19 protein-coding genes, 1 tRNA gene and 1 riboswitch are annotated in these 17,303 nt (G+C 43.4%); of the genes, 6 read left to right on the top strand and 14 right to left on the bottom strand.

Annotated features, from left to right (window positions below; genetic code table 11):
* Positions 1 to 2 precede the first annotated feature (2 nt).
* Together HUS61_RS20260 and orn are read right to left on the bottom strand one after the other, a co-directional pair.
* Positions 3 to 75, bottom strand: a tRNA-Gly gene (locus HUS61_RS20260).
* A gap of 205 nt (positions 76 to 280) precedes the next feature.
* Positions 281 to 826 (bottom strand): oligoribonuclease, encoded by a 546-nt coding sequence (gene orn, locus HUS61_RS20255; RefSeq protein ID WP_054554138.1) that lies wholly within the window; start codon positions 824 to 826, stop codon positions 281 to 283.
* Positions 827 to 948: 122 nt separating this feature from the next.
* On the opposite strand from orn, the gene rsgA reads away from it, so the two are divergent.
* Both rsgA and asd read left to right on the top strand, forming a co-directional pair.
* Positions 949 to 2,007, top strand: coding sequence for a small ribosomal subunit biogenesis GTPase RsgA (gene rsgA, locus HUS61_RS20250; RefSeq protein ID WP_175083550.1), 1,059 nt, complete (start codon positions 949 to 951; stop codon positions 2,005 to 2,007).
* 18 nt (positions 2,008 to 2,025) lie between these two features.
* Positions 2,026 to 2,892, top strand: coding sequence for an archaetidylserine decarboxylase (asd, locus tag HUS61_RS20245; protein ID WP_175083551.1), 867 nt, complete (start codon positions 2,026 to 2,028; stop codon positions 2,890 to 2,892).
* A 74-nt stretch (positions 2,893 to 2,966) separates the two neighbouring features.
* On the opposite strand, the gene HUS61_RS20240 is transcribed toward asd, so the two are convergent.
* The 8 genes from HUS61_RS20240 to HUS61_RS20205 form a co-directional block, all read right to left on the bottom strand.
* Entirely contained in the window at positions 2,967 to 3,722 is a 756-nt protein-coding gene (locus tag HUS61_RS20240) for a HesA/MoeB/ThiF family protein (RefSeq protein ID WP_175083552.1), read from the bottom strand.
* Position 3,723: 1 nt separating this feature from the next.
* Positions 3,724 to 5,247: a thiamine phosphate synthase gene (thiE, locus tag HUS61_RS20235; protein WP_175083553.1), complete on the bottom strand. Its 1,524-nt coding sequence runs from the start codon at positions 5,245 to 5,247 to the stop codon at positions 3,724 to 3,726.
* Positions 5,248 to 5,262: 15 nt separating this feature from the next.
* Positions 5,263 to 6,045 (bottom strand): thiazole synthase, encoded by a 783-nt coding sequence (locus HUS61_RS20230; protein WP_175083554.1) that lies wholly within the window; start codon positions 6,043 to 6,045, stop codon positions 5,263 to 5,265.
* A gap of 1 nt (position 6,046) precedes the next feature.
* Complete coding sequence (gene thiS / locus HUS61_RS20225; RefSeq protein WP_175083555.1) at positions 6,047 to 6,244, bottom strand: sulfur carrier protein ThiS; 198 nt, start codon at positions 6,242 to 6,244, stop codon at positions 6,047 to 6,049.
* Positions 6,245 to 6,252: 8 nt separating this feature from the next.
* A complete protein-coding gene (locus HUS61_RS20220; protein WP_175083556.1) occupies positions 6,253 to 7,257 on the bottom strand; it encodes an FAD-dependent oxidoreductase in 1,005 nt (334 codons plus the stop codon).
* Positions 7,258 to 7,329: 72 nt separating this feature from the next.
* The gene (thiC, locus tag HUS61_RS20215) at positions 7,330 to 9,282 is read right to left on the bottom strand and encodes a phosphomethylpyrimidine synthase ThiC (protein ID WP_054561127.1); all 1,953 of its coding nucleotides are present in this window, start codon (positions 9,280 to 9,282) and stop codon (positions 7,330 to 7,332) included.
* Positions 9,283 to 9,427: 145 nt separating this feature from the next.
* Positions 9,428 to 9,529, bottom strand: a riboswitch (TPP riboswitch).
* A gap of 64 nt (positions 9,530 to 9,593) precedes the next feature.
* The gene (locus HUS61_RS20210) at positions 9,594 to 9,995 is read right to left on the bottom strand and encodes an META domain-containing protein (RefSeq protein WP_175083557.1); all 402 of its coding nucleotides are present in this window, start codon (positions 9,993 to 9,995) and stop codon (positions 9,594 to 9,596) included.
* A gap of 124 nt (positions 9,996 to 10,119) precedes the next feature.
* On the bottom strand, positions 10,120 to 10,509 hold the full coding sequence (locus HUS61_RS20205) for a thioesterase family protein (protein WP_054561129.1): 390 nt from the start codon (positions 10,507 to 10,509) through the stop codon (positions 10,120 to 10,122).
* 123 nt (positions 10,510 to 10,632) lie between these two features.
* Here HUS61_RS20205 and HUS61_RS20200 point away from each other — a divergent pair, with 123 nt between their 5' ends.
* Positions 10,633 to 12,732, top strand: a complete 2,100-nt coding sequence (locus tag HUS61_RS20200) for a TonB-dependent receptor (RefSeq protein WP_175083558.1) — start codon at positions 10,633 to 10,635, stop codon at positions 12,730 to 12,732.
* Positions 12,733 to 12,807: 75 nt separating this feature from the next.
* Here the strand turns inward: HUS61_RS20200 and epmA are convergent, their stop codons facing one another.
* The gene (gene epmA, locus HUS61_RS20195) at positions 12,808 to 13,782 is read right to left on the bottom strand and encodes an elongation factor P--(R)-beta-lysine ligase (RefSeq protein ID WP_054561131.1); all 975 of its coding nucleotides are present in this window, start codon (positions 13,780 to 13,782) and stop codon (positions 12,808 to 12,810) included.
* 65 nt (positions 13,783 to 13,847) lie between these two features.
* On the bottom strand, positions 13,848 to 14,414 hold the full coding sequence (gene efp, locus HUS61_RS20190; protein ID WP_054554126.1) for an elongation factor P: 567 nt from the start codon (positions 14,412 to 14,414) through the stop codon (positions 13,848 to 13,850).
* Positions 14,415 to 14,455: 41 nt separating this feature from the next.
* Here efp and epmB point away from each other — a divergent pair, with 41 nt between their 5' ends.
* Positions 14,456 to 15,469 carry an EF-P beta-lysylation protein EpmB gene (epmB, locus tag HUS61_RS20185; RefSeq protein ID WP_175083559.1) on the top strand — a complete coding sequence of 338 codons (1,014 nt, stop codon included), beginning with the start codon at positions 14,456 to 14,458 and terminating at the stop codon, positions 15,467 to 15,469.
* Between the two features lie 260 nt (positions 15,470 to 15,729).
* On the opposite strand, the gene HUS61_RS20180 is transcribed toward epmB, so the two are convergent.
* A complete protein-coding gene (locus HUS61_RS20180) occupies positions 15,730 to 15,942 on the bottom strand; it encodes a hypothetical protein (protein ID WP_054554124.1) in 213 nt (70 codons plus the stop codon).
* Positions 15,943 to 16,014: 72 nt separating this feature from the next.
* Here HUS61_RS20180 and HUS61_RS20175 point away from each other — a divergent pair, with 72 nt between their 5' ends.
* Entirely contained in the window at positions 16,015 to 16,305 is a 291-nt protein-coding gene (locus HUS61_RS20175) for a hypothetical protein (protein ID WP_054554123.1), read from the top strand.
* Positions 16,306 to 16,496: 191 nt separating this feature from the next.
* Here the strand turns inward: HUS61_RS20175 and HUS61_RS20170 are convergent, their stop codons facing one another.
* Complete coding sequence (locus tag HUS61_RS20170) at positions 16,497 to 17,000, bottom strand: DUF3016 domain-containing protein (RefSeq protein ID WP_175083560.1); 504 nt, start codon at positions 16,998 to 17,000, stop codon at positions 16,497 to 16,499.
* A 230-nt stretch (positions 17,001 to 17,230) separates the two neighbouring features.
* On the opposite strand from HUS61_RS20170, the gene HUS61_RS20165 reads away from it, so the two are divergent.
* The coding region (locus HUS61_RS20165) for an NAD-dependent epimerase/dehydratase family protein (RefSeq protein WP_175083433.1) at positions 17,231 to 17,303 on the top strand (73 nt) is incomplete at its 3' end.

The raw sequence follows: 17,303 nt of genomic DNA, 5'->3' as shown, positions 1-17,303 counted from the left end.
GGAGCGGCACACGAGGCTCGAACTCGTGACCTCAACCTTGGCAAGGTTGCGCTCTACCAACTGAGCTAGTGCCGCATTCAAAAGTTGTCAGTAATTTGTCCGTTGGTGCACAACCTTGAAGGTTGCGGTAAAACGTTCTGGCAACTGAGCTAGTGCCGCAAATTATAACTTTCAACTATACAACTATAAAAGTTTAGCTAAAGACACACTAACCCCGCGGGGGTTAACGTCTTAAGCGGGGCAGGATTCTACAATAATCCGATGTGTTTGCAAATGTTTTTTACAAATTAAAGAATTTTTCTTGGTAAACCTTTAATTCCATGATCGAATCTTTGATATCGTCGAGGGCTAGATGTGAACCTTTTTTGTTCACTTGCGCTAATACGTCAGGTTTCCAACGACGTGCAAGTTCTTTAACTGTACTCACATCAAGGTTACGGTAGTGAAAGTAGTCTTCCAATTCAGGCATGTACTTATTCATAAAACGGCGGTCTTGGCCGATAGAATTACCACACATAGGTGAAGCACCCGCAGGTACCCATTGCTTTAGAAATGCCAATGTTTGATCAATAGCATCTTGTTCAGTGAATGTGCTTGCTTTACAACGAGCTGTTAAACCAGATTGACCGTGCTGAGTCGTGCACCACTCGTCCATGCCATCAAGCAGTTCATCGCTTTGATGAATAGCAATAACAGGGCCTTCAGCCAAGATGTTTAAATCACTGTCGGTGACAACAGTGGCAATTTCGAGTATTTTATCTGTTGCTGGTTCGAGGCCTGTCATTTCCAGGTCGAGCCAGATAAGATTTGATTTATGAAAAGACATAGTTACCTTAGCGGTGCTTTCCTTTAGATCCAACGCATTTAGATATATCATATTAGTATCATCAGTCGACCTAAAGCTTTTTTTTCAAAAAGCCCGACATTTACTCAAGTTATAGGCCAAAAGTGGCAAAACAAAAGAAATTAAGTAAAGGCCAATCGCGTCGAATTAAGGCCAATCATCAAAAACGCCTCTCTAATGCAGACAAAAAGCAACAGAAAGGGGCAACTGTGCAATGGCAAAATGACAATTTAGGCCCTGCCGAGAATGCGGTTGTGATCAGTCGATTTGGTCAACATGCCGATATCGAAACCGAATCAGGCGAAGTATTGCGCTGTAATATACGCAGAACAGTATCGAGCCTTGTATGTGGTGATGAAGTTATTTTTCGCCGTGCAAAAGTTAGCGAAGGCGACTTAGCAGGCGTTATTGAAGCAACCCATGAGCGTCGCTCACAACTAACGCGCCCTGATTTTTATGACGGGGTGAAAGTCGTCGCTGCCAATATCGACCAAATTTTAATGGTCTCTGCAGTACTGCCTGAGTTTACGCCAAACATTATCGACCGCTATTTAGTTGCCTGTGAAGACATGGGTATTGAGCCTATTTTAGTGCTTAACAAAATAGATTTAATCGACGATGAAGGCCTTGCTTTTATTGATGAAATTCTCGATATCTATCGTGAGCTAGGTTATCAAGTACTGTTAGTCAGTAATAAAACCGGTCAAGGCATTGATGAGCTTAAACAAAAACTGGTTGGTAAAAACAGCATTTTTGTTGGTCAAAGTGGTGTAGGTAAATCAACCTTAGTAAACACTGTACTGCCTGATGCTGACATCTTAACCCAAGAAGTCTCTGAGAATAGCGGCCTTGGTCAACACACAACAACCGTATCGCGATTACACCACTTACCAAGTGGTGGTAACCTAATCGACTCACCGGGAATTCGTGAGTTTGGCTTATGGCATTTAGAGGTTGAGCGCGTTACGTGGTGCTTTAAAGAGTTCCGTGATTTTATTGGTGGCTGTCGTTTTCGCGATTGTAAGCATTTAAACGATCCTGGCTGTATAATCCGCCAAGCTGTTGATGATGGTGAAATTTCAGAACTTCGCTTTGACAGTTACCACCGAATTTTAGAAACTATGGCCGACGGCCGTGCTGGTGCACGCGCTCCTCGCGTATAACTATTTAGGAAATAACAAGTGAGTTTAGATAAATTCAAAATTGCTATGCAATATGCCATGCCAAAACATTTCATTTCGCGCATGGTTGGCAAGTTAGCAGCAGCAAAAGCGGGTGGCTTAACAACGGCCTTAATTAAATTGTTTATCAAACAATACAAAATTGATATGAGTGAGGCTAAATACCCAGATCCAGCTCATTACAAAACTTTTAATGAGTTTTTCACTCGCCCATTAAAAGAAGGTATTCGTCCACTTGCTGAAGAAAGCGACATTATTGCTCACCCAGTTGATGGTGCAATTAGCCAATTAGGCGATGTAGTCGACGGTCAAATCATCCAAGCAAAAGGCCATGACTACAGCTTACAAGCCCTCCTTGGTGGCAAAGAAGAAGACACTGCACCGTTTTTAGGCGGTAAGTTTGCCACTATTTATTTAGCACCAAAAGATTACCACCGTATTCACATGCCTGTTGATGGTACGCTGAGCAAAATGATCTACGTACCGGGTGATTTATTTTCGGTAAACCCGTTAACAGCACAAAATGTACCTAACCTATTTGCTCGTAACGAGCGTGTTGTGGCTATCTTTGAAACTGAAATTGGCCCGCTTGCCATGGTACTTGTCGGTGCGACAATTGTTGCTAGCATCGAGACTATTTGGGCAGGCACAGTCACGCCACCAGCAGGTAAAGATGTATTTAGTTGGAATTACCCAACTACAGGTGACAACGCGATTACTCTGAAGAAGGGTGAAGAAATGGGTCGCTTTAAGTTAGGCTCTACCGTTATTTTAGCCTGGGGAGCAAATCAAGCCGAGTTCTTATCAGATCAACACCCAGAAACAGTGACCCGCATGGGCACACCATTTGCGAAAATTAACGACTAATAAGTTCAATTAAGCACAATTAAGCAAACCACTTGAGCAATAGTGGTTTGCTTAAAATTCATTATAAACCGCGCCTACATCCCACGATTACACTCTGAGCACTCACTATCTTTTTGAATATTAAAGCGCTGCTGCTGTAGTGTTAGCCCGTCAAATTGAATAAACTCGCTGCCCGTTTTATGGCCAAGCAATATATTGATAGCCAATAAACTTTGCATGCTCCCCATAACACCCAGCAACGGGCTCAATACCCCAGCATTGTCACAATTAAGCGCTGTCTGCTCCTCCGTTTGCGGGAATATACAGCCATAGCAAGGGCTTTGTTCATCACGAAAATCAAAACTCATCACCTGCCCCTGTGTTGCAATAGCTGCAGCTGATACAAGTGGGATAGATTTAGCTAAACAATAGCGATTAACCAAATAGCGGGTAGCAAAGTTATCACTGCAATCAAGGATGATGTCAGCGCCACCAAGAAGCTCAGCACAGTTACTTTCATCAAGCTTTTGGCATAGAGGCTTAACCGTAATTTGATTATTTAAACTGCCTAACACCTTGGCAGCCGCCTGTGTTTTTGCCTGCCCCATGTGGTTTACTTTATAGAGTATTTGTCGCTGTAGGTTTGAAAGCTCAACCTTATCATCGTCAATCAAAGTGAGCGTTCCGATTCCTGCAGCCGCTAAATAAAACAGTGCCGGTGAGCCAAGCCCACCTGCTCCGACAACCACAATATGTGCAGACTTTAACTTTTGCTGCCCTGCATGACCCACCTCTTTTAGTAGCAAGTGGCGGCTATAACGAATTTGCTCTTTGTCGCTTAACGCGCTCATTTTATGACTGACCTTCGACCAGCTGTTTTAACTTTGCAATGGCTGCTTGGTAGTCTTCGGCTTCAGTAATCGCACGTACTACGGCAACACTGCCAACACCCGTGCTCGCAACTTGCTCAGCACGAGATAAGTCAATTCCACCAATCGCGACCGTTGGATAATCGGCCATCAACGGCACAAATTTTTCTAGCTTTTCTAAGCCCTGAATTTGCCCAGTCATGTCTTTAGTGGTGGTTGGATAAATAGCACCAAACGCCATATAACTTGGTCTGTAATTATGTGCACGCAGCATCTCATAAAAGCCATGAGTCGATACACCTAAGCGTAACCCTGCCTCTTTTATGGCAATTAAATTAGCGGTTTGTAAGTCTTCTTGCCCTAAATGCACACCATAAGCACCGTGCTTAATCGCCAATTGCCAATAATCATTGATATATACCTGCGCATCGTACTTCTGCCCCAGCATAACCGCACTTGCAATCGACTCATCAAGTGCTGCATCGTCTGCATTTTTCATTCTTAATTGAACTGTTTTAACCCCTTCGGCTAAACACTTCTCTAACCAATCAACCGTATCTACAACGGCATATAGACCAAACTGTTTAGAGTCGCACTCGGCAAAACCAGCTGCCATGGTAAAATCAACCGGGCAATCAAAGTCGAGCTCATCCCCAAGCCAACTTCCCGCTTCGATGACTTGTGGGTAATCTGCTAGATTTGTTGGAAAGCAAGTGTGTGCAACGGGGCCAATCCCTTCACCATAACGAACGGCTGCTTTTAATCCTTGGTTGATATAGGCTTTTGCTAAAATAAAGGCATCTTTGAGTGGATACTGTTTGGCTAAACACGCAGCAATCACAGAAGCCATACTGCATCCAGTACCATGACTATGCGGAGTTTGAATTTTTTCGTTACCAAGCCAATATGCCTGCTCACCTTGCACGCAGTAATCAATGCAATAGCCACTTGGGTAATCCCAATGACCTCCTTTGATGATCACCGCTTTTGCACCATAGCCTGTTAACTTTTCGGCGGCTTCTTTCACTGCGCTTGGGCCAATCAAATAAACACCGGTTAAAAGCTGTGTTTCGTGAGTGTTCGGTGTTACTACATCGACTAATGGCAATAAACACTCTTTAATGGCACTAACAGTATCTTCTTCTGTTAATAAGTCACCACTTGAGGCAATGGCAACCGGATCATAAACAACCAAAGGCGGCTCTGCCCAAGTTGCTTTGTAATGTTTTAAATGCTCACTAATAAGCTGTATTTGCTGCACATTGGCAAGCATGCCAATTTTAATCACGCTGGCAGGCATATCACTGGCTAATGCTAATAGTTGCGACTCAATCACCTCTGTTGATATCGGGTTCAGCGCTTCTACACCTAAACTATTTTGTGCCGTTAAAGCAGTAATAACTGTGCAGCCATGTACGTTAAAACTTTGCATTGCCTTGATGTCGGCTTGAATTCCTGCACCGCCGCCCGAATCTGAGCCAGCTATGGTCCATACAACCTGATTCATGTTATTCCTCACATTTTATTCTTGATGCCAAAATGGCATACCGAGCGTAGGCGTTGATGGACTTGCGACGTCTTTTTCTGGCATCGCTTTAGCCACATAGCTATATCGCCCCGCTTCAACCGCACTTTTAAACGCTTTACTCATCGTCACTGGGCAACCTGCACCTGCAATTGCCGAATTTAATAATACGGCATCATACCCTAATTCAAGCGCTTGGCAGGCATGTGATGGTAAACCTAAGCCCGCATCAACAATTAAAGTATGGTTTGGCAAGCGCTCACGGATCATTTTTAAGTTGTAAGGATTCAGCAAGCCTTTACCTGTGCCAATCGGTGCGCCCCAAGGCATAAGTACTTCACAACCTAAATCAGCGAGGCGCTGACACAGCACTAAATCATCTGTACAATAAGGTAAAACTTTAAAGCCATCGGCCAATAAAATTTTAGTGGCTTCGAGCAATGCGATTGGATCGGGCTGTAAATTATATTCATCACCAATCAACTCTAACTTGATCCAATCAGTGGCAAACACTTCGCGGCACATTTGTGCCAAGGTCACTGCTTCTTTTACACTATGGCAACCTGCCGTATTTGGCAGCACCTTTAACCCGGTATTTTTTATCAATTGCCAAAAATCATCACCCGCAGCAGCGCTTTGCTGGCGTCTTAATGAAACCGTGACAATCTCAGCCTGTGAGGCCACTATCGACTCAGTCATAACACTTGGCGAAGGGTACAGTGCTGAGCCAATCAGTAAACGACTCGTAAATTGCTCACCATAAACCGAAAAACAATCCATCTTAGCCTCCTTGAATTGGCGACAATAACTCAATGCTGTCGCCTTCGTTGAGGGTTTTAGCATCGCATTGGCTGCGCGGTACAAAGTCACCATTAACGGCAACGGCAAATGGAGGTCTTGCGCCAAACTGGCTCAACGCCTGAGTGAGCGATGTATTGTCGTTCACTGAAACTAACTGACCATTAATTAAAATATTCATTTTTATCCTTAAGCAATTAAGCTCACTGCATCATCAACCACTTTAGGCGCAAGTAGATAGCCATGACGGTACAAGCCATTAATACTGATCACTCGACCTTGCTTTGTGACTTTCGGGCGGTTGTTTGCAAACGCTGGACGAAGCCCAGATTGCAAGCTCTCGATACGCCCTTCAGCAAAGCCGCTATGCACGGTATAAGCAGCAGACAATAGCTCCAGCGCCGAGCGCACGGTGACTTTACCGCGGTCTTGCGATTCGATTTCAGTCGCACCAATCACAAATTGATGGTTTGGCTTAGGAGCAATATAAATTGGGTAACGCGGATGCATCAGTCGTATCGGCCTGGTCAGGTTCACCTCTGGTGCATATAAACGCGCCACCTCCCCTCTTACTCCACGCAGTAAGGGTTCAGCCTCTTTAGCACCTAAGCCGCGACAATCAAATACATAATCATAGCTTTGGCCATTCACTTGATGGGCGTTCAATTCAACTTTACAGCCAAAGTTAAATTGCACTCCTTGCGAGGTTAGCTTTTTAAAACTAGCACTATAAAATGCTTGATTATCGAGCTGCCCTTCACAAGGTAAATACACACCTTGGTGGAAACGCCCAGCTAGTTCTGGCTCAAGGTCTGCTATTTGAGTGCCAACCAATGCCTGTGCCTGATAGCTTTCAAGCGGTTTTAAGCGGCTCACAAAACTTTGTAAATCGCCCTTATCTTGCTGATGAGCAACCACTAAGCTGCCTGTTTGTTGAAAATACACAGCGTCATCGAGCTCAATTAAAATTTGCTGCCAACGAGTGATGCTATTAAGCCCTTCTAGGGCTAGATCCTGTTCACACAAGACCGATTCAGCAAGGGGGGCTAACATCGCTGCAGCAACGCTGCCGGCACTGTTGCTAGCATGTTCATTATCTTGCTCAAACACACTTAGCTGATGCTCTTTAGCAAGTGCTAATGCAGTTAAACGGCCAGTTAAACCAAAGCCCAGTATCGCTATCTTTAATGACATAAACTTTCTAGGCCCTAGGCTCAGGCCCTAGGTAAATACCCAGAGCCTATCGCTGACGCCTAGCTCCATCAATTAAACTGCTTTGTGGTAAATCTCAGAGCCTGTTTTTTTGAACTCGTCTGATTTCGCTTTCATTTCGGCTTCAACATCGACCATTTTGATTTCGATAGCATCACCTACGTTATTTGGATCAATCCCTCTTGCTTCAAGATCTTTGGCGTAATCACGTACTTCTTGAGTGATCTTCATCGAACAAAACTTAGGGCCACACATAGAGCAGAAATGTGCAATCTTGCCTGATTCTTGTGGCAATGTTTCGTCGTGATATTCGCGGGCGCGTTCAGGGTCTAAACCTAGGTTAAATTGGTCGTGCCAACGGAACTCAAAGCGCGCTTTTGATAAAGCGTTGTCACGCTCTTGCGCACCCGGGTGGCCTTTTGCCAAATCGGCAGCATGAGCAGCAATTTTGTAAGTGATTAAACCTTCTTTAACGTCTTCTTTGTTAGGTAAGCCTAAATGCTCTTTAGGGGTTACATAACAAAGCATAGCGCAGCCGTACCAAGCAATTTGCGCAGCGCCAATACCTGATGTGAAATGATCGTACCCCGGTGCAATATCCGTGGTTAATGGACCAAGAGTATAAAACGGTGCTTCTTCACAGTGTTTTAGCTGCTCTTCCATGTTCTCTTTGATCATATGCATTGGCACATGGCCAGGGCCTTCGATGAACACTTGCACATCATGTTTCCAAGCAAGTTTTGTCAACTCACCTAAAGTACGTAATTCGCTGAATTGGGCTTCGTCATTTGCATCGGCGATAGAGCCCGGACGCAGACCATCACCTAATGAAAAACACACATCGTACTGTTTTAAAATTTCACAGATTTCTTCAAAGTGCGTGTATAAGAAGTTTTCTTTATGGTGCGCTAAACACCATTTCGCCATGATTGAGCCACCACGCGAAACAATACCGGTAACACGCTTTGCTGTCATCGGCACGTAACGCAACAATACTCCAGCGTGAATAGTAAAGTAATCAACACCTTGTTCTGCTTGTTCAATCAAGGTATCGCGGAAAATCTCCCACGTTAGGTCTTCAGCCACACCATTTACTTTTTCAAGCGCTTGGTAAATTGGTACGGTACCAATTGGCACTGGCGAATTACGTACCACCCATTCACGGGTTTCGTGAATATAGCGACCCGTTGATAAGTCCATCACCGTGTCGGCGCCCCAACGAGTCGACCACACCATTTTTTCTACTTCTTCTTCGATTGATGATGTGACCGACGAATTACCAATATTCGCGTTCACCTTAACTAAGAAGTTTCGGCCGATGATCATCGGCTCAGTTTCTGGATGGTTGATGTTGTTAGGAAGCACGGCGCGGCCACGGGCAATTTCATCACGCACAAATTCAGGGGTAATAAAATCAGGAATACTAGCGCCAAACGATTCGCCTTTGTGCTGGGCTGCAAGTAACTCTTCACGAATTTTAGCGCGTCCCATGTTTTCACGGATCGCCACATATTCCATTTCAGGCGTCACAATGCCTTGTCGCGCATAATGCATTTGCGTTACGTTTTTACCGGCTTTTGCACGGCGGATCTTTGGTAGGTGTTCAAAGCGGATATGATCTAACCCTTCATCTGCCATTCGCTGTTGAGAAAACTGCGAAGTCACTGAGTCTAAAATTTCAGTGTCGCCACGGCTTTCAATCCACTTTTCACGATATTTCTCAAGGCCCTTGCGCACATCAAGTTGAAAATCTGGGTCAGTATATGGACCTGATGTATCGTAAACACGAATTGGCGCGTTAGGCTCAAATACAGGGTTCTCTTCAGTGCCACCGATAAAGGTATCGCTGAGAGTGATTTCACGCATCCCTACTCGTACATTGTCTTGTGTACCTTCGACATAAACTTTATGAGAATTAGGAAACGGTTGCCCAGTTAAGTTATAAATATAATCTGATGCTGCCGCACGAACTTCGCGGCGAGATGGTTTAGTTGTTGTGTTTGACATGACTTACCTCATTGCTTTAAGGGTTGTCTTGTCAGATATTGCAAGTGCAATAGAGAGTGGCAAACGCCATTGGATCGTCAATAAGCTAAGTGCTTACTAGTGCAGCCTGTGCCGCTTATGCCCCAAAAATTTGGCGCACAAGCGCCCAGTGAGGCAGCTTGTTCCCTACGCAGGTGTTAGCCTGATCAGGTTCACGGATCCCGCTTTCGCGATCTCAGCCTTATTTAAGGCACTCCGACAAGTATAAATTCGTTTCTTTTAAAACGCCCTGAGTGTACGTCAGTTAAAAAATTGCTGCAAGCTCAGCCACTTTAGTTTTTTGCAATGAAGGTAAAATGGTGCTCGCCTTGTAGGGTAAGTTGCTCACCAGTTAAAGTAATGGCTGCGCCTTCTTTTAGCGCTGACAGTAATTGCTGCTCAAGCGCATCAACTTGCTCACCACATGATTTACGTGTCATACCTAATTTATTTACTGTAAGCGTATCTTCGCTTAGCGCGCCTTCGCCAAAAAACTTATTACAGCCAGCAAAGCCGTTAACCTGCATCGCTTCGATAAAACGCAGCGAGGCTGTTTGGGATACTGGAATGGCTAAGCCATTTACTTTTGATAATTGCCACTGTGTATATTTTAATTGCTCACTAGTGACTTTCCCTGTCGATGAGCAGCCCATGCAAAACAATACTAAAAGAAGGGACAAGGCTACTAACTTCATAATTTTTTACGATTCAAATTTCAATGTAGTAATAATAACAACATTTAACGCAATTGATCGTTAAAAAAACATGTTTTATCTGTAAAAAATTGTTCTAAGTTAGCTTTTTAAATAACAACGCAGACTATTTGAATAAGTTATCGACTTCTTCTGGTAAAAAAGGACGACCTTTTTCATTTACCGACGTGCCAATCACCAAAGCTTGCAGCATCACTTTATCGTCATGTTTACGATACACCGTTTGCCTAAAAGCAAACTTTAAACGGCTGATACGCTCAGGCTCAACTGCAACGTAAAACTCATCGCCCGGCACTAGTGATGCCTTGTAATCCATTTCGCTTCGCAGCACGACAAGGTTTACTTTTTCTCTTGCTAGCTTTGCAAAATCGATACCTTGAGCATGTAAAAACTCATGGCGAGCATGCTCTAGGTAATTAAAATAAACACTGTTATTAACAATGCCTTGTAAATCACACTCATAATCACGCACTTTAAAGTCTACTTTAAAGGTCATAGTCGTATTCCTAATCAATTTACGTATAATTGCCTGCGTTTATACCATAAAAATTGATTTTATAGCCATTTGGCTAGCTAGGTTGCTAGAATAGCAGTCCCGAAAATGGAGTTAAGAATCCGCATGAAACGACGTTTATCATTATTATCTGCTGCCATCCTGCCTTTATTTGCAGCATCTTCGATTGCTTACGCTGAAGACGGTGATCTAGAAACGATTGAAGTTACCGGTGATTTCAAAAGAGAAAGCATTCAAACCCTTAGTGCCAGCGCAAGCTTGTTTTCAGACCATGAAATCAATCAACGCGGTGCAAAGTTTTTAGATGAGATGCTTGCTAGTGCAGCGAATGTAAACTTTACCTCTGGTGCATCTCGTGGTCGTTTCGTGCAAATTCGTGGTGTTGGTTTACGCTCACAGTTTGTTGACCCTATTAATCCTTCGGTTGGCTTAGTGATCGACGGTATTAACTACTCTGGTTTAGGCGGCAGTTCACTGTTATTTGATATCGACCAAGTTGAAATTTATCGCGGCCCACAAGGGACTCGCTTTGGTGCTGATGCCTTAGCTGGTATGATTCAAATGGAATCTGCAACACCCACTCTTGACCCAAGTGTGAAAATACAATTAGGTGCGGGCAACTACAACAGCTACGAAGCTGGTGTTGCCGCAGGTACCGGTATTACTGACGACACTGCGGTACGCGCTAGTATTTATCAACGTGAATCTGATGGGTATGTAGAAAACCGTTATTTAGGCAAAGATACCCAGCAACAAGACGAGCTTGTTTCTCGCTTTAAGTTACACAGCCAATTGACCGAGCATTTGCGTACTGAACTGAATGTACATTACATCGATATAAATAACGGCTATGACGCCTTCACACTGGATAACAGTCGTTACAGTGTGGCTGATGAACCTGGCCAAGACAACCAAGAAAGCATTGCGGTTGGTTTAGCAAACATATACACCGGCTTTGACTTTTTTGATGTTAGCCTAAACCTATCAGGTATCGACAGTGAGCTGTTATATAGCTTCGACGAAGACTGGGTGTGTAATGATGAAGCCCAGCCGGAGTTATGTGCTGCAGGCTTGCATGAGTGGGGTTATAGCTCAACAGATACTTACTTTCGCGATCGCCAAGATCAAGCGGCAGAGCTGCAATTTAGTGGTAAATCTGGTGAGTGGGTCGCAGGCATTTATTATCAAGGCCGCGAAGTTGACTTAGAACGTCAATATACTTGGCTTGCGCAACCATTTGCATCAAATTATGAAACCAGCAATATTGCTGCATACGGGCAATTAGCAACACCTATCGGCCCAAAAACAACCTTAATTACGGGTTTGCGTGTTGAGCAGTATCAAGGTGACTACATCGACAATAACGGTTTTATTGAAGAAACCGATGATGTCATGGTGGGCGGTAAGCTTGCACTTGAATACCAAGTGATTGATCGCACCATGATCTACACCAGCATTACTCGTGGCTATAAGGCTGGCGGTATTAACTCTGAAGCGTTAGCAAAAGCAAAAGACGAAGGCTTAAACCTAGATGCTGACTTCTTTGCTAATCACACATCATTTGCCCCTGAATACCTTTGGAGCGGTGAGTTTGGTGTGAAAGGCAGCTCTTTGGACGATAAGTTTGTGTTACGTCTTGCTGCTTTCTACATGTACCGTGAAGATATGCAGCTAAAATCGTGGCAGGTTGAAGGTCAAAAATTCACAGGCTATATCGATAATGCCAGCTCTGGAGAAAACTACGGTTTAGAAATTGAAGGCAGCTTCCAAGCTACTGACAATTTACTACTAACGGGTAGTGCAGGTTATCTACATACAGAAATCAATGACTTTGTTGCACAATCAGGCCTAGATCAAGATGGTCGAGATCAAGCACAAGCTCCTAAATACCAATATGCATTCACTGCGCGTTATAACTTTACGCCAGCACTTTATGCGTCAATTGGTGTAGAAGGCAAAGACGATTACTACTTCTCTGACAGCCATAACTCAAAAGCAACTAGCAGCAACTTAGTGAATGCTTCATTTGGTTATGAAAGTGATAATTGGAGCATTAATGCATGGGCACGTAACTTATTTGACGAAGACGTACCGACTCGTGGTTTTGAGTTTGGTAACGATCCATTAGACGGTTACACCACTCATACATACACACAACTTGGCGAACCTATGGTTGCCGGTGTGACATTTATTTACGAGCTATAAGTAATTAGGTGCTAGGTTTTTTACCTAGCACCCAAACACCTAGAGCCTAGAGCCTAGAGCCTAGAGCCAAATAAGTTAAGCCCTTTCAACGTCAAAGGCGAGTACGTCTTTAATCTTTTGTTTATTTGTTGCCAGCATAATGAGTCGATCTATACCCAGCGCGACACCCGCACATTGTGGCAAACCATGCTCTAGTGCAGCTATTAAACGCTCATCCATTGGCACTTGCTTTAATCCATTTGCTTCACGGTACTGATTATCTTCACTAAAACGAGCAGCTTGCTCTTTACCATTGGTCAGCTCATTAAAGCCGTTTGCCAGTTCCATATTTTTAAAATATAACTCAAATCGCCCTGCTACTCGCTCATCGTGCTGACAAATTTGCGCAAGAGCTGCTTGCGAAGCTGGGAAATGATAAACGAAACAAGGCTTTTCTTGGCCAATCGTTGGTTCTACCTTCATACAAAATAATAGCTGTAACAAGGTATCGCGGTGCGTTTCATTCGCAGCAATATCGGCAAAGCCCTGCTCTGTTGCTAGTTGCTGCAATGTGCTGATATCAGCAGTTAAAGGATCTACACCTAAGGCGTTCATAAAGGCTTGCTGATAAGTAAGTCGCTCTGCGCTTTCTACGCCAAGCACTAATTGCATAAGCTCATCCATTTCATCCATAAGCGCAAATTCATCAAAACCCGGACGATACCACTCAAGCATTGTAAATTCAGGATTATGATGACTTCCCGCCTCTTCATTACGAAAGGCTTTGCATAGCTGGAAAATAGCCCCAGAGCCTGCAGCAAGTAAACGCTTCATGGCAAACTCAGGTGATGTTTGCAAATAAAGTGGTAAGCCACCAGCATGACCAGGACCAACAAACTCGGTACTAAATGTCGCTAAATGCACATCGGTTACACTGGCCGCACTTAAGCTTGGCGTTTCAACCTCCATAACATCACGATCATAAAAGAACTCGCGAATACGGCGGATGATAGCGGCACGGTGGCGTAAAGTTTCAATATCGGCGCTTGGTTGCCAAAGGACATTAGACATAGTGTTTCCCAAAAAAAATCCCAGCAGAAGCTGGGATTTTATAATAAATTGATTAACAAAGCCTGTTACTTAACACGGCTCACGTATTCACCGCTACGTGTATCAACTTTGATCACTTCGCCGATTTGTACGAATAGAGGAACACGAACAACAGCACCTGTGCTTAATGTTGCTGGTTTACCGCCAGTACCCGCTGTATCACCTTTTAGACCTGGATCTGTTTCAGTGATTTCTAATTCAACGAAGTTTGGTGGAGTCACAGCGATTGGGCTACCGTTCCAAAGCGTGATTGTACAAACGTCATTTTCAACTAACCATTTTGCATTGTCGCCAAGCGCTTTTTCGTCAGCAGCGATTTGCTCAAATGTTTCGTTGTTCATGAAGTGCCAGAACTCACCGTCAGTGTATAGATACGCTAAATCTGTATCCATTACGTCTGCACCTTCAACTGACTCACCTGACTTGAATGTTTTTTCTAGTACTTTACCTGTGATAAGTTTACGAATACGAACACGGTTAAACGCCTGGCCTTTACCTGGTTTTACCATTTCATTTTCTAAGATGCTGCAAGGTTCGCCGTCTAACATAATTTTTAGGCCGCCCTTGAACTCATTGGTGCTATAATTCGCCATCGTTTCCTCTGTCTAAATAATTTCGAGTAATCTACGTGTCAATGATACAAAGAAATGAAGTAAATTTGCATAAAAACTGGCAAAAAGAATTGGCAAATGTTGTCACTTGTCCTGAACGCTTGCTAGAAATGCTAGGATTATCAAGCAAAGTAGACGAAAAAGACCTCAAAGCACGCGGTCTTTTTCCTGTTCGTGTGCCGCTGCCTTTTATAAAAAAAATGCGTTATGGCGACATAAACGACCCTCTTTTGCTGCAAGTGATGCCAAGACACCAAGAGTTTTTAGCAAAAACAGGTTACGACAAAGATCCTCTAAAAGAGCAAGATAACAACCAACCTGGTTTGTTACACAAGTATCGCTCTCGGGTTTTAGTGATGTTTAAAACCGGCTGTGCTGTAAATTGCCGTTATTGTTTTAGACGCCATTTTCCTTATCAAGAAAACCAATTAAACAAACGCAGCTTGATTGATGCACTGGCTTACATAAAAGCAGACAGCAACATCAACGAAGTCATTTTAAGTGGTGGCGATCCATTGATGGCCAAAGACGATGCTGTTAGTTGGTTTATGGATGAGTTAGAGCAGCTTCCGCAAATTAAACGCATGCGTATTCACAGCCGCTTACCTGTGGTGATCCCAGCAAGAATTACCGATGAGCTATGTGCACGCTTTGCTGCATCGCCCTTAAAGGTGGTGTTTATAAATCATATCAATCACGCTAACGAAATTGATGATGACTTTAAAACGGCTATGCAAAAATTAAAGGCTGTGGGTGTTACGTTATTAAATCAGGCGGTGTTACTAAAAGATGTGAATGATTCTGTCGAGTCACAAGTTGCACTTAGTGAAGCGCTATTCGAAGCAGACATTTTACCTTACTACTTACATCTACTTGATAAAGTTGAAGGTGCCAGCCACTTTGATATAGCTGAGAGTCAGGCACGGGAAATCGTGACGGCTATGCTAGCAGCATTGCCGGGGTTCTTGGTTCCTAAGTTGGTGCGCGAGATCGGCGGCGAAAAAAGTAAAACGCCTATCGATCTAAGGGCGTGCTGACCTTTATTGATTGAAATTTGTTCACTCTAGGGGCGATTTAATCGCGGCGCGAGATTTGTAACCTAGTGGGCTAAGTAAAAATCGAGTAACAAAGAGTTAATCGCCCCTAGGAAGAACCCGAAGGGCAGCGCGTGTTTGGCATTAATGCTGCGTTATCGCCTATTTATGTGGAACAACCACACTACATAGGCTCTGCCTTGCCTAAATACCAAACACACTGCAGCAAAATTAATCGTAAAAGGTCAACACGCCCTATCTAGCTAAACGTATACGTTTACGTTGTTACCTAGTGTCGCAGTTACCGACTTAGCAGGTGTTTGTGCAGCACTGGTATTCATTGCTGCGCCTTCGATAAGTGCAAGTGCCGCAGCACCATCAGCCTTTTGCTGTTTTTTAGCAAGCGATGCGCTGTAAACTTCTGCGCTTTCGCCACCGCCACTCATCGCTGGTAAGCTTGATCCTGATATATTCATAGTTCATTACCTGACTTTTTATGACAATCCACGTACTATATCGGCATTGCAGTCTAAAGCTTTAGGAAAAAAATGGATTCAATTATTGAACAACTCAATGCTAACCTAAAAATCGTTTATCGTCAGGCACTTGATGCTGATAAAAAATTAGATGATTTACAGCAGCAAGGCCATGGCAAATTCAAAGCCTTATTTGCAAAAGATGCTGGCTTTGATTTTGAAGCGAAACGCTTTAAACCTTACGTTCTCGATGTTGCTGCTGATGTAGAAAGCTTAAGCAACGACGGTATGGATGAAGAAAAACTGAAAAAAACCGTTATTAAACTACAACAGTTACTACAACTGTTAGCGACGTTTAAGTAACGTAGAAGCCTCTATTTTAATTATTGTAAATAGAGGCTATCGCGCGAAATAAATTTCACGCCTACATGTGGGAGCTGCTTTAGCCGAGTATTGTTTTTCGGCGTTAAAACGCCTCCCACGATATAGGTCTTTAACAAGACCCACAAACAACACAGCCCAACTGACAGCTGACGGCTGAGAGCTTTTAGTTATCATTCACCCAGATTTAACGACGGCAATAACTCATCTTCAAACCAATCAGTGATTAAGCGCTTGTCGTAATAATAGGCTTCATCGCGCCCCATTTTCATGCGATCCATGAAGCCCATGTCCTTAAGCTTTACATCGTTTGCTTCACTTATCACTTTACCGTCTTTGTCGGTAATCGAATAATTTAGGTCGATACGTGGGAAATAAATTGGTTTGATGATGCGCAATTCATTCATCGTACCAAAACGCACATCACCCGCTAGGTCGAGCTCAGTCACTTCAACATTGAAGGTGTAGTCTTCAGGTAACTTTTCAGCAAGCTTATTAAAGTGTTTTTCAAAATTCTTTGCCACATTTTTATGAAATGAACCTTTCGGTGAGTTGTTACCAGGTTCTACATCGCGGTAATCGTTAAAGTCATGCCATTTAACTTTTGCTTCTCCTGCGTGAGCAAAAGCAGGTAGTGCAATGATCATTGCTAAGGCAATTTTTTTTACTGTATTCATCTGTTTCTCCACTTAACAGGTATAGCTAATGATTAAATTTTAGCTGCTGACAATTAACTATAGCTTAATATCTAAACACTTAGGTGTAACCAATATGGTGCAAAATGTAATCAAAAACAAGCGATTCATGTTTTTGCTTTATCGCCGTAAATCACAATTAATTCATGTAATTTAGGCCGAAATGTGATGAAATAAGGCTAATTCAACCAGGTATAGTTCATGGATATTTTATGACCATTTTAGTCACCGGCGGAGCCGGATACATCGGTTCTCACACCGTATTAGAGTTATTACAACAAGGTA

Source organism: Pseudoalteromonas sp. 0802 (assembly GCF_013350085.1).
Classification (GTDB): Bacteria; Pseudomonadota; Gammaproteobacteria; order Enterobacterales; family Alteromonadaceae; genus Pseudoalteromonas.
This window is presented reverse-complemented; position numbering and strand designations above follow the sequence as displayed.

Coding starts and splice junctions, on each gene's coding strand:
- HUS61_RS20210 (WP_175083557.1), bottom strand. CDS start 9,995: ATGAAGTTAGTAGCCTTGTCCCTTCTTTTAGTATTGTTTTGCATGGGC.
- HUS61_RS20220 (WP_175083556.1), bottom strand. CDS start 7,257: ATGTCATTAAAGATAGCGATACTGGGCTTTGGTTTAACTGGCCGTTTA.
- epmB (WP_175083559.1), top strand. CDS start 14,456: ATGATACAAAGAAATGAAGTAAATTTGCATAAAAACTGGCAAAAAGAA.
- HUS61_RS20200 (WP_175083558.1), top strand. CDS start 10,633: ATGAAACGACGTTTATCATTATTATCTGCTGCCATCCTGCCTTTATTT.
- HUS61_RS20180 (WP_054554124.1), bottom strand. CDS start 15,942: ATGAATATATCAGGATCAAGCTTACCAGCGATGAGTGGCGGTGGCGAA.
- HUS61_RS20230 (WP_175083554.1), bottom strand. CDS start 6,045: ATGGATTGTTTTTCGGTTTATGGTGAGCAATTTACGAGTCGTTTACTG.
- thiC (WP_054561127.1), bottom strand. CDS start 9,282: ATGTCAAACACAACAACTAAACCATCTCGCCGCGAAGTTCGTGCGGCA.
- HUS61_RS20240 (WP_175083552.1), bottom strand. CDS start 3,722: ATGAGCGCGTTAAGCGACAAAGAGCAAATTCGTTATAGCCGCCACTTG.
- HUS61_RS20170 (WP_175083560.1), bottom strand. CDS start 17,000: ATGAATACAGTAAAAAAAATTGCCTTAGCAATGATCATTGCACTACCT.
- orn (WP_054554138.1), bottom strand. CDS start 826: ATGTCTTTTCATAAATCAAATCTTATCTGGCTCGACCTGGAAATGACA.
- HUS61_RS20205 (WP_054561129.1), bottom strand. CDS start 10,509: ATGACCTTTAAAGTAGACTTTAAAGTGCGTGATTATGAGTGTGATTTA.
- HUS61_RS20175 (WP_054554123.1), top strand. CDS start 16,015: ATGGATTCAATTATTGAACAACTCAATGCTAACCTAAAAATCGTTTAT.
- efp (WP_054554126.1), bottom strand. CDS start 14,414: ATGGCGAATTATAGCACCAATGAGTTCAAGGGCGGCCTAAAAATTATG.
- thiE (WP_175083553.1), bottom strand. CDS start 5,247: ATGAATCAGGTTGTATGGACCATAGCTGGCTCAGATTCGGGCGGCGGT.
- epmA (WP_054561131.1), bottom strand. CDS start 13,782: ATGTCTAATGTCCTTTGGCAACCAAGCGCCGATATTGAAACTTTACGC.
- thiS (WP_175083555.1), bottom strand. CDS start 6,244: ATGAATATTTTAATTAATGGTCAGTTAGTTTCAGTGAACGACAATACA.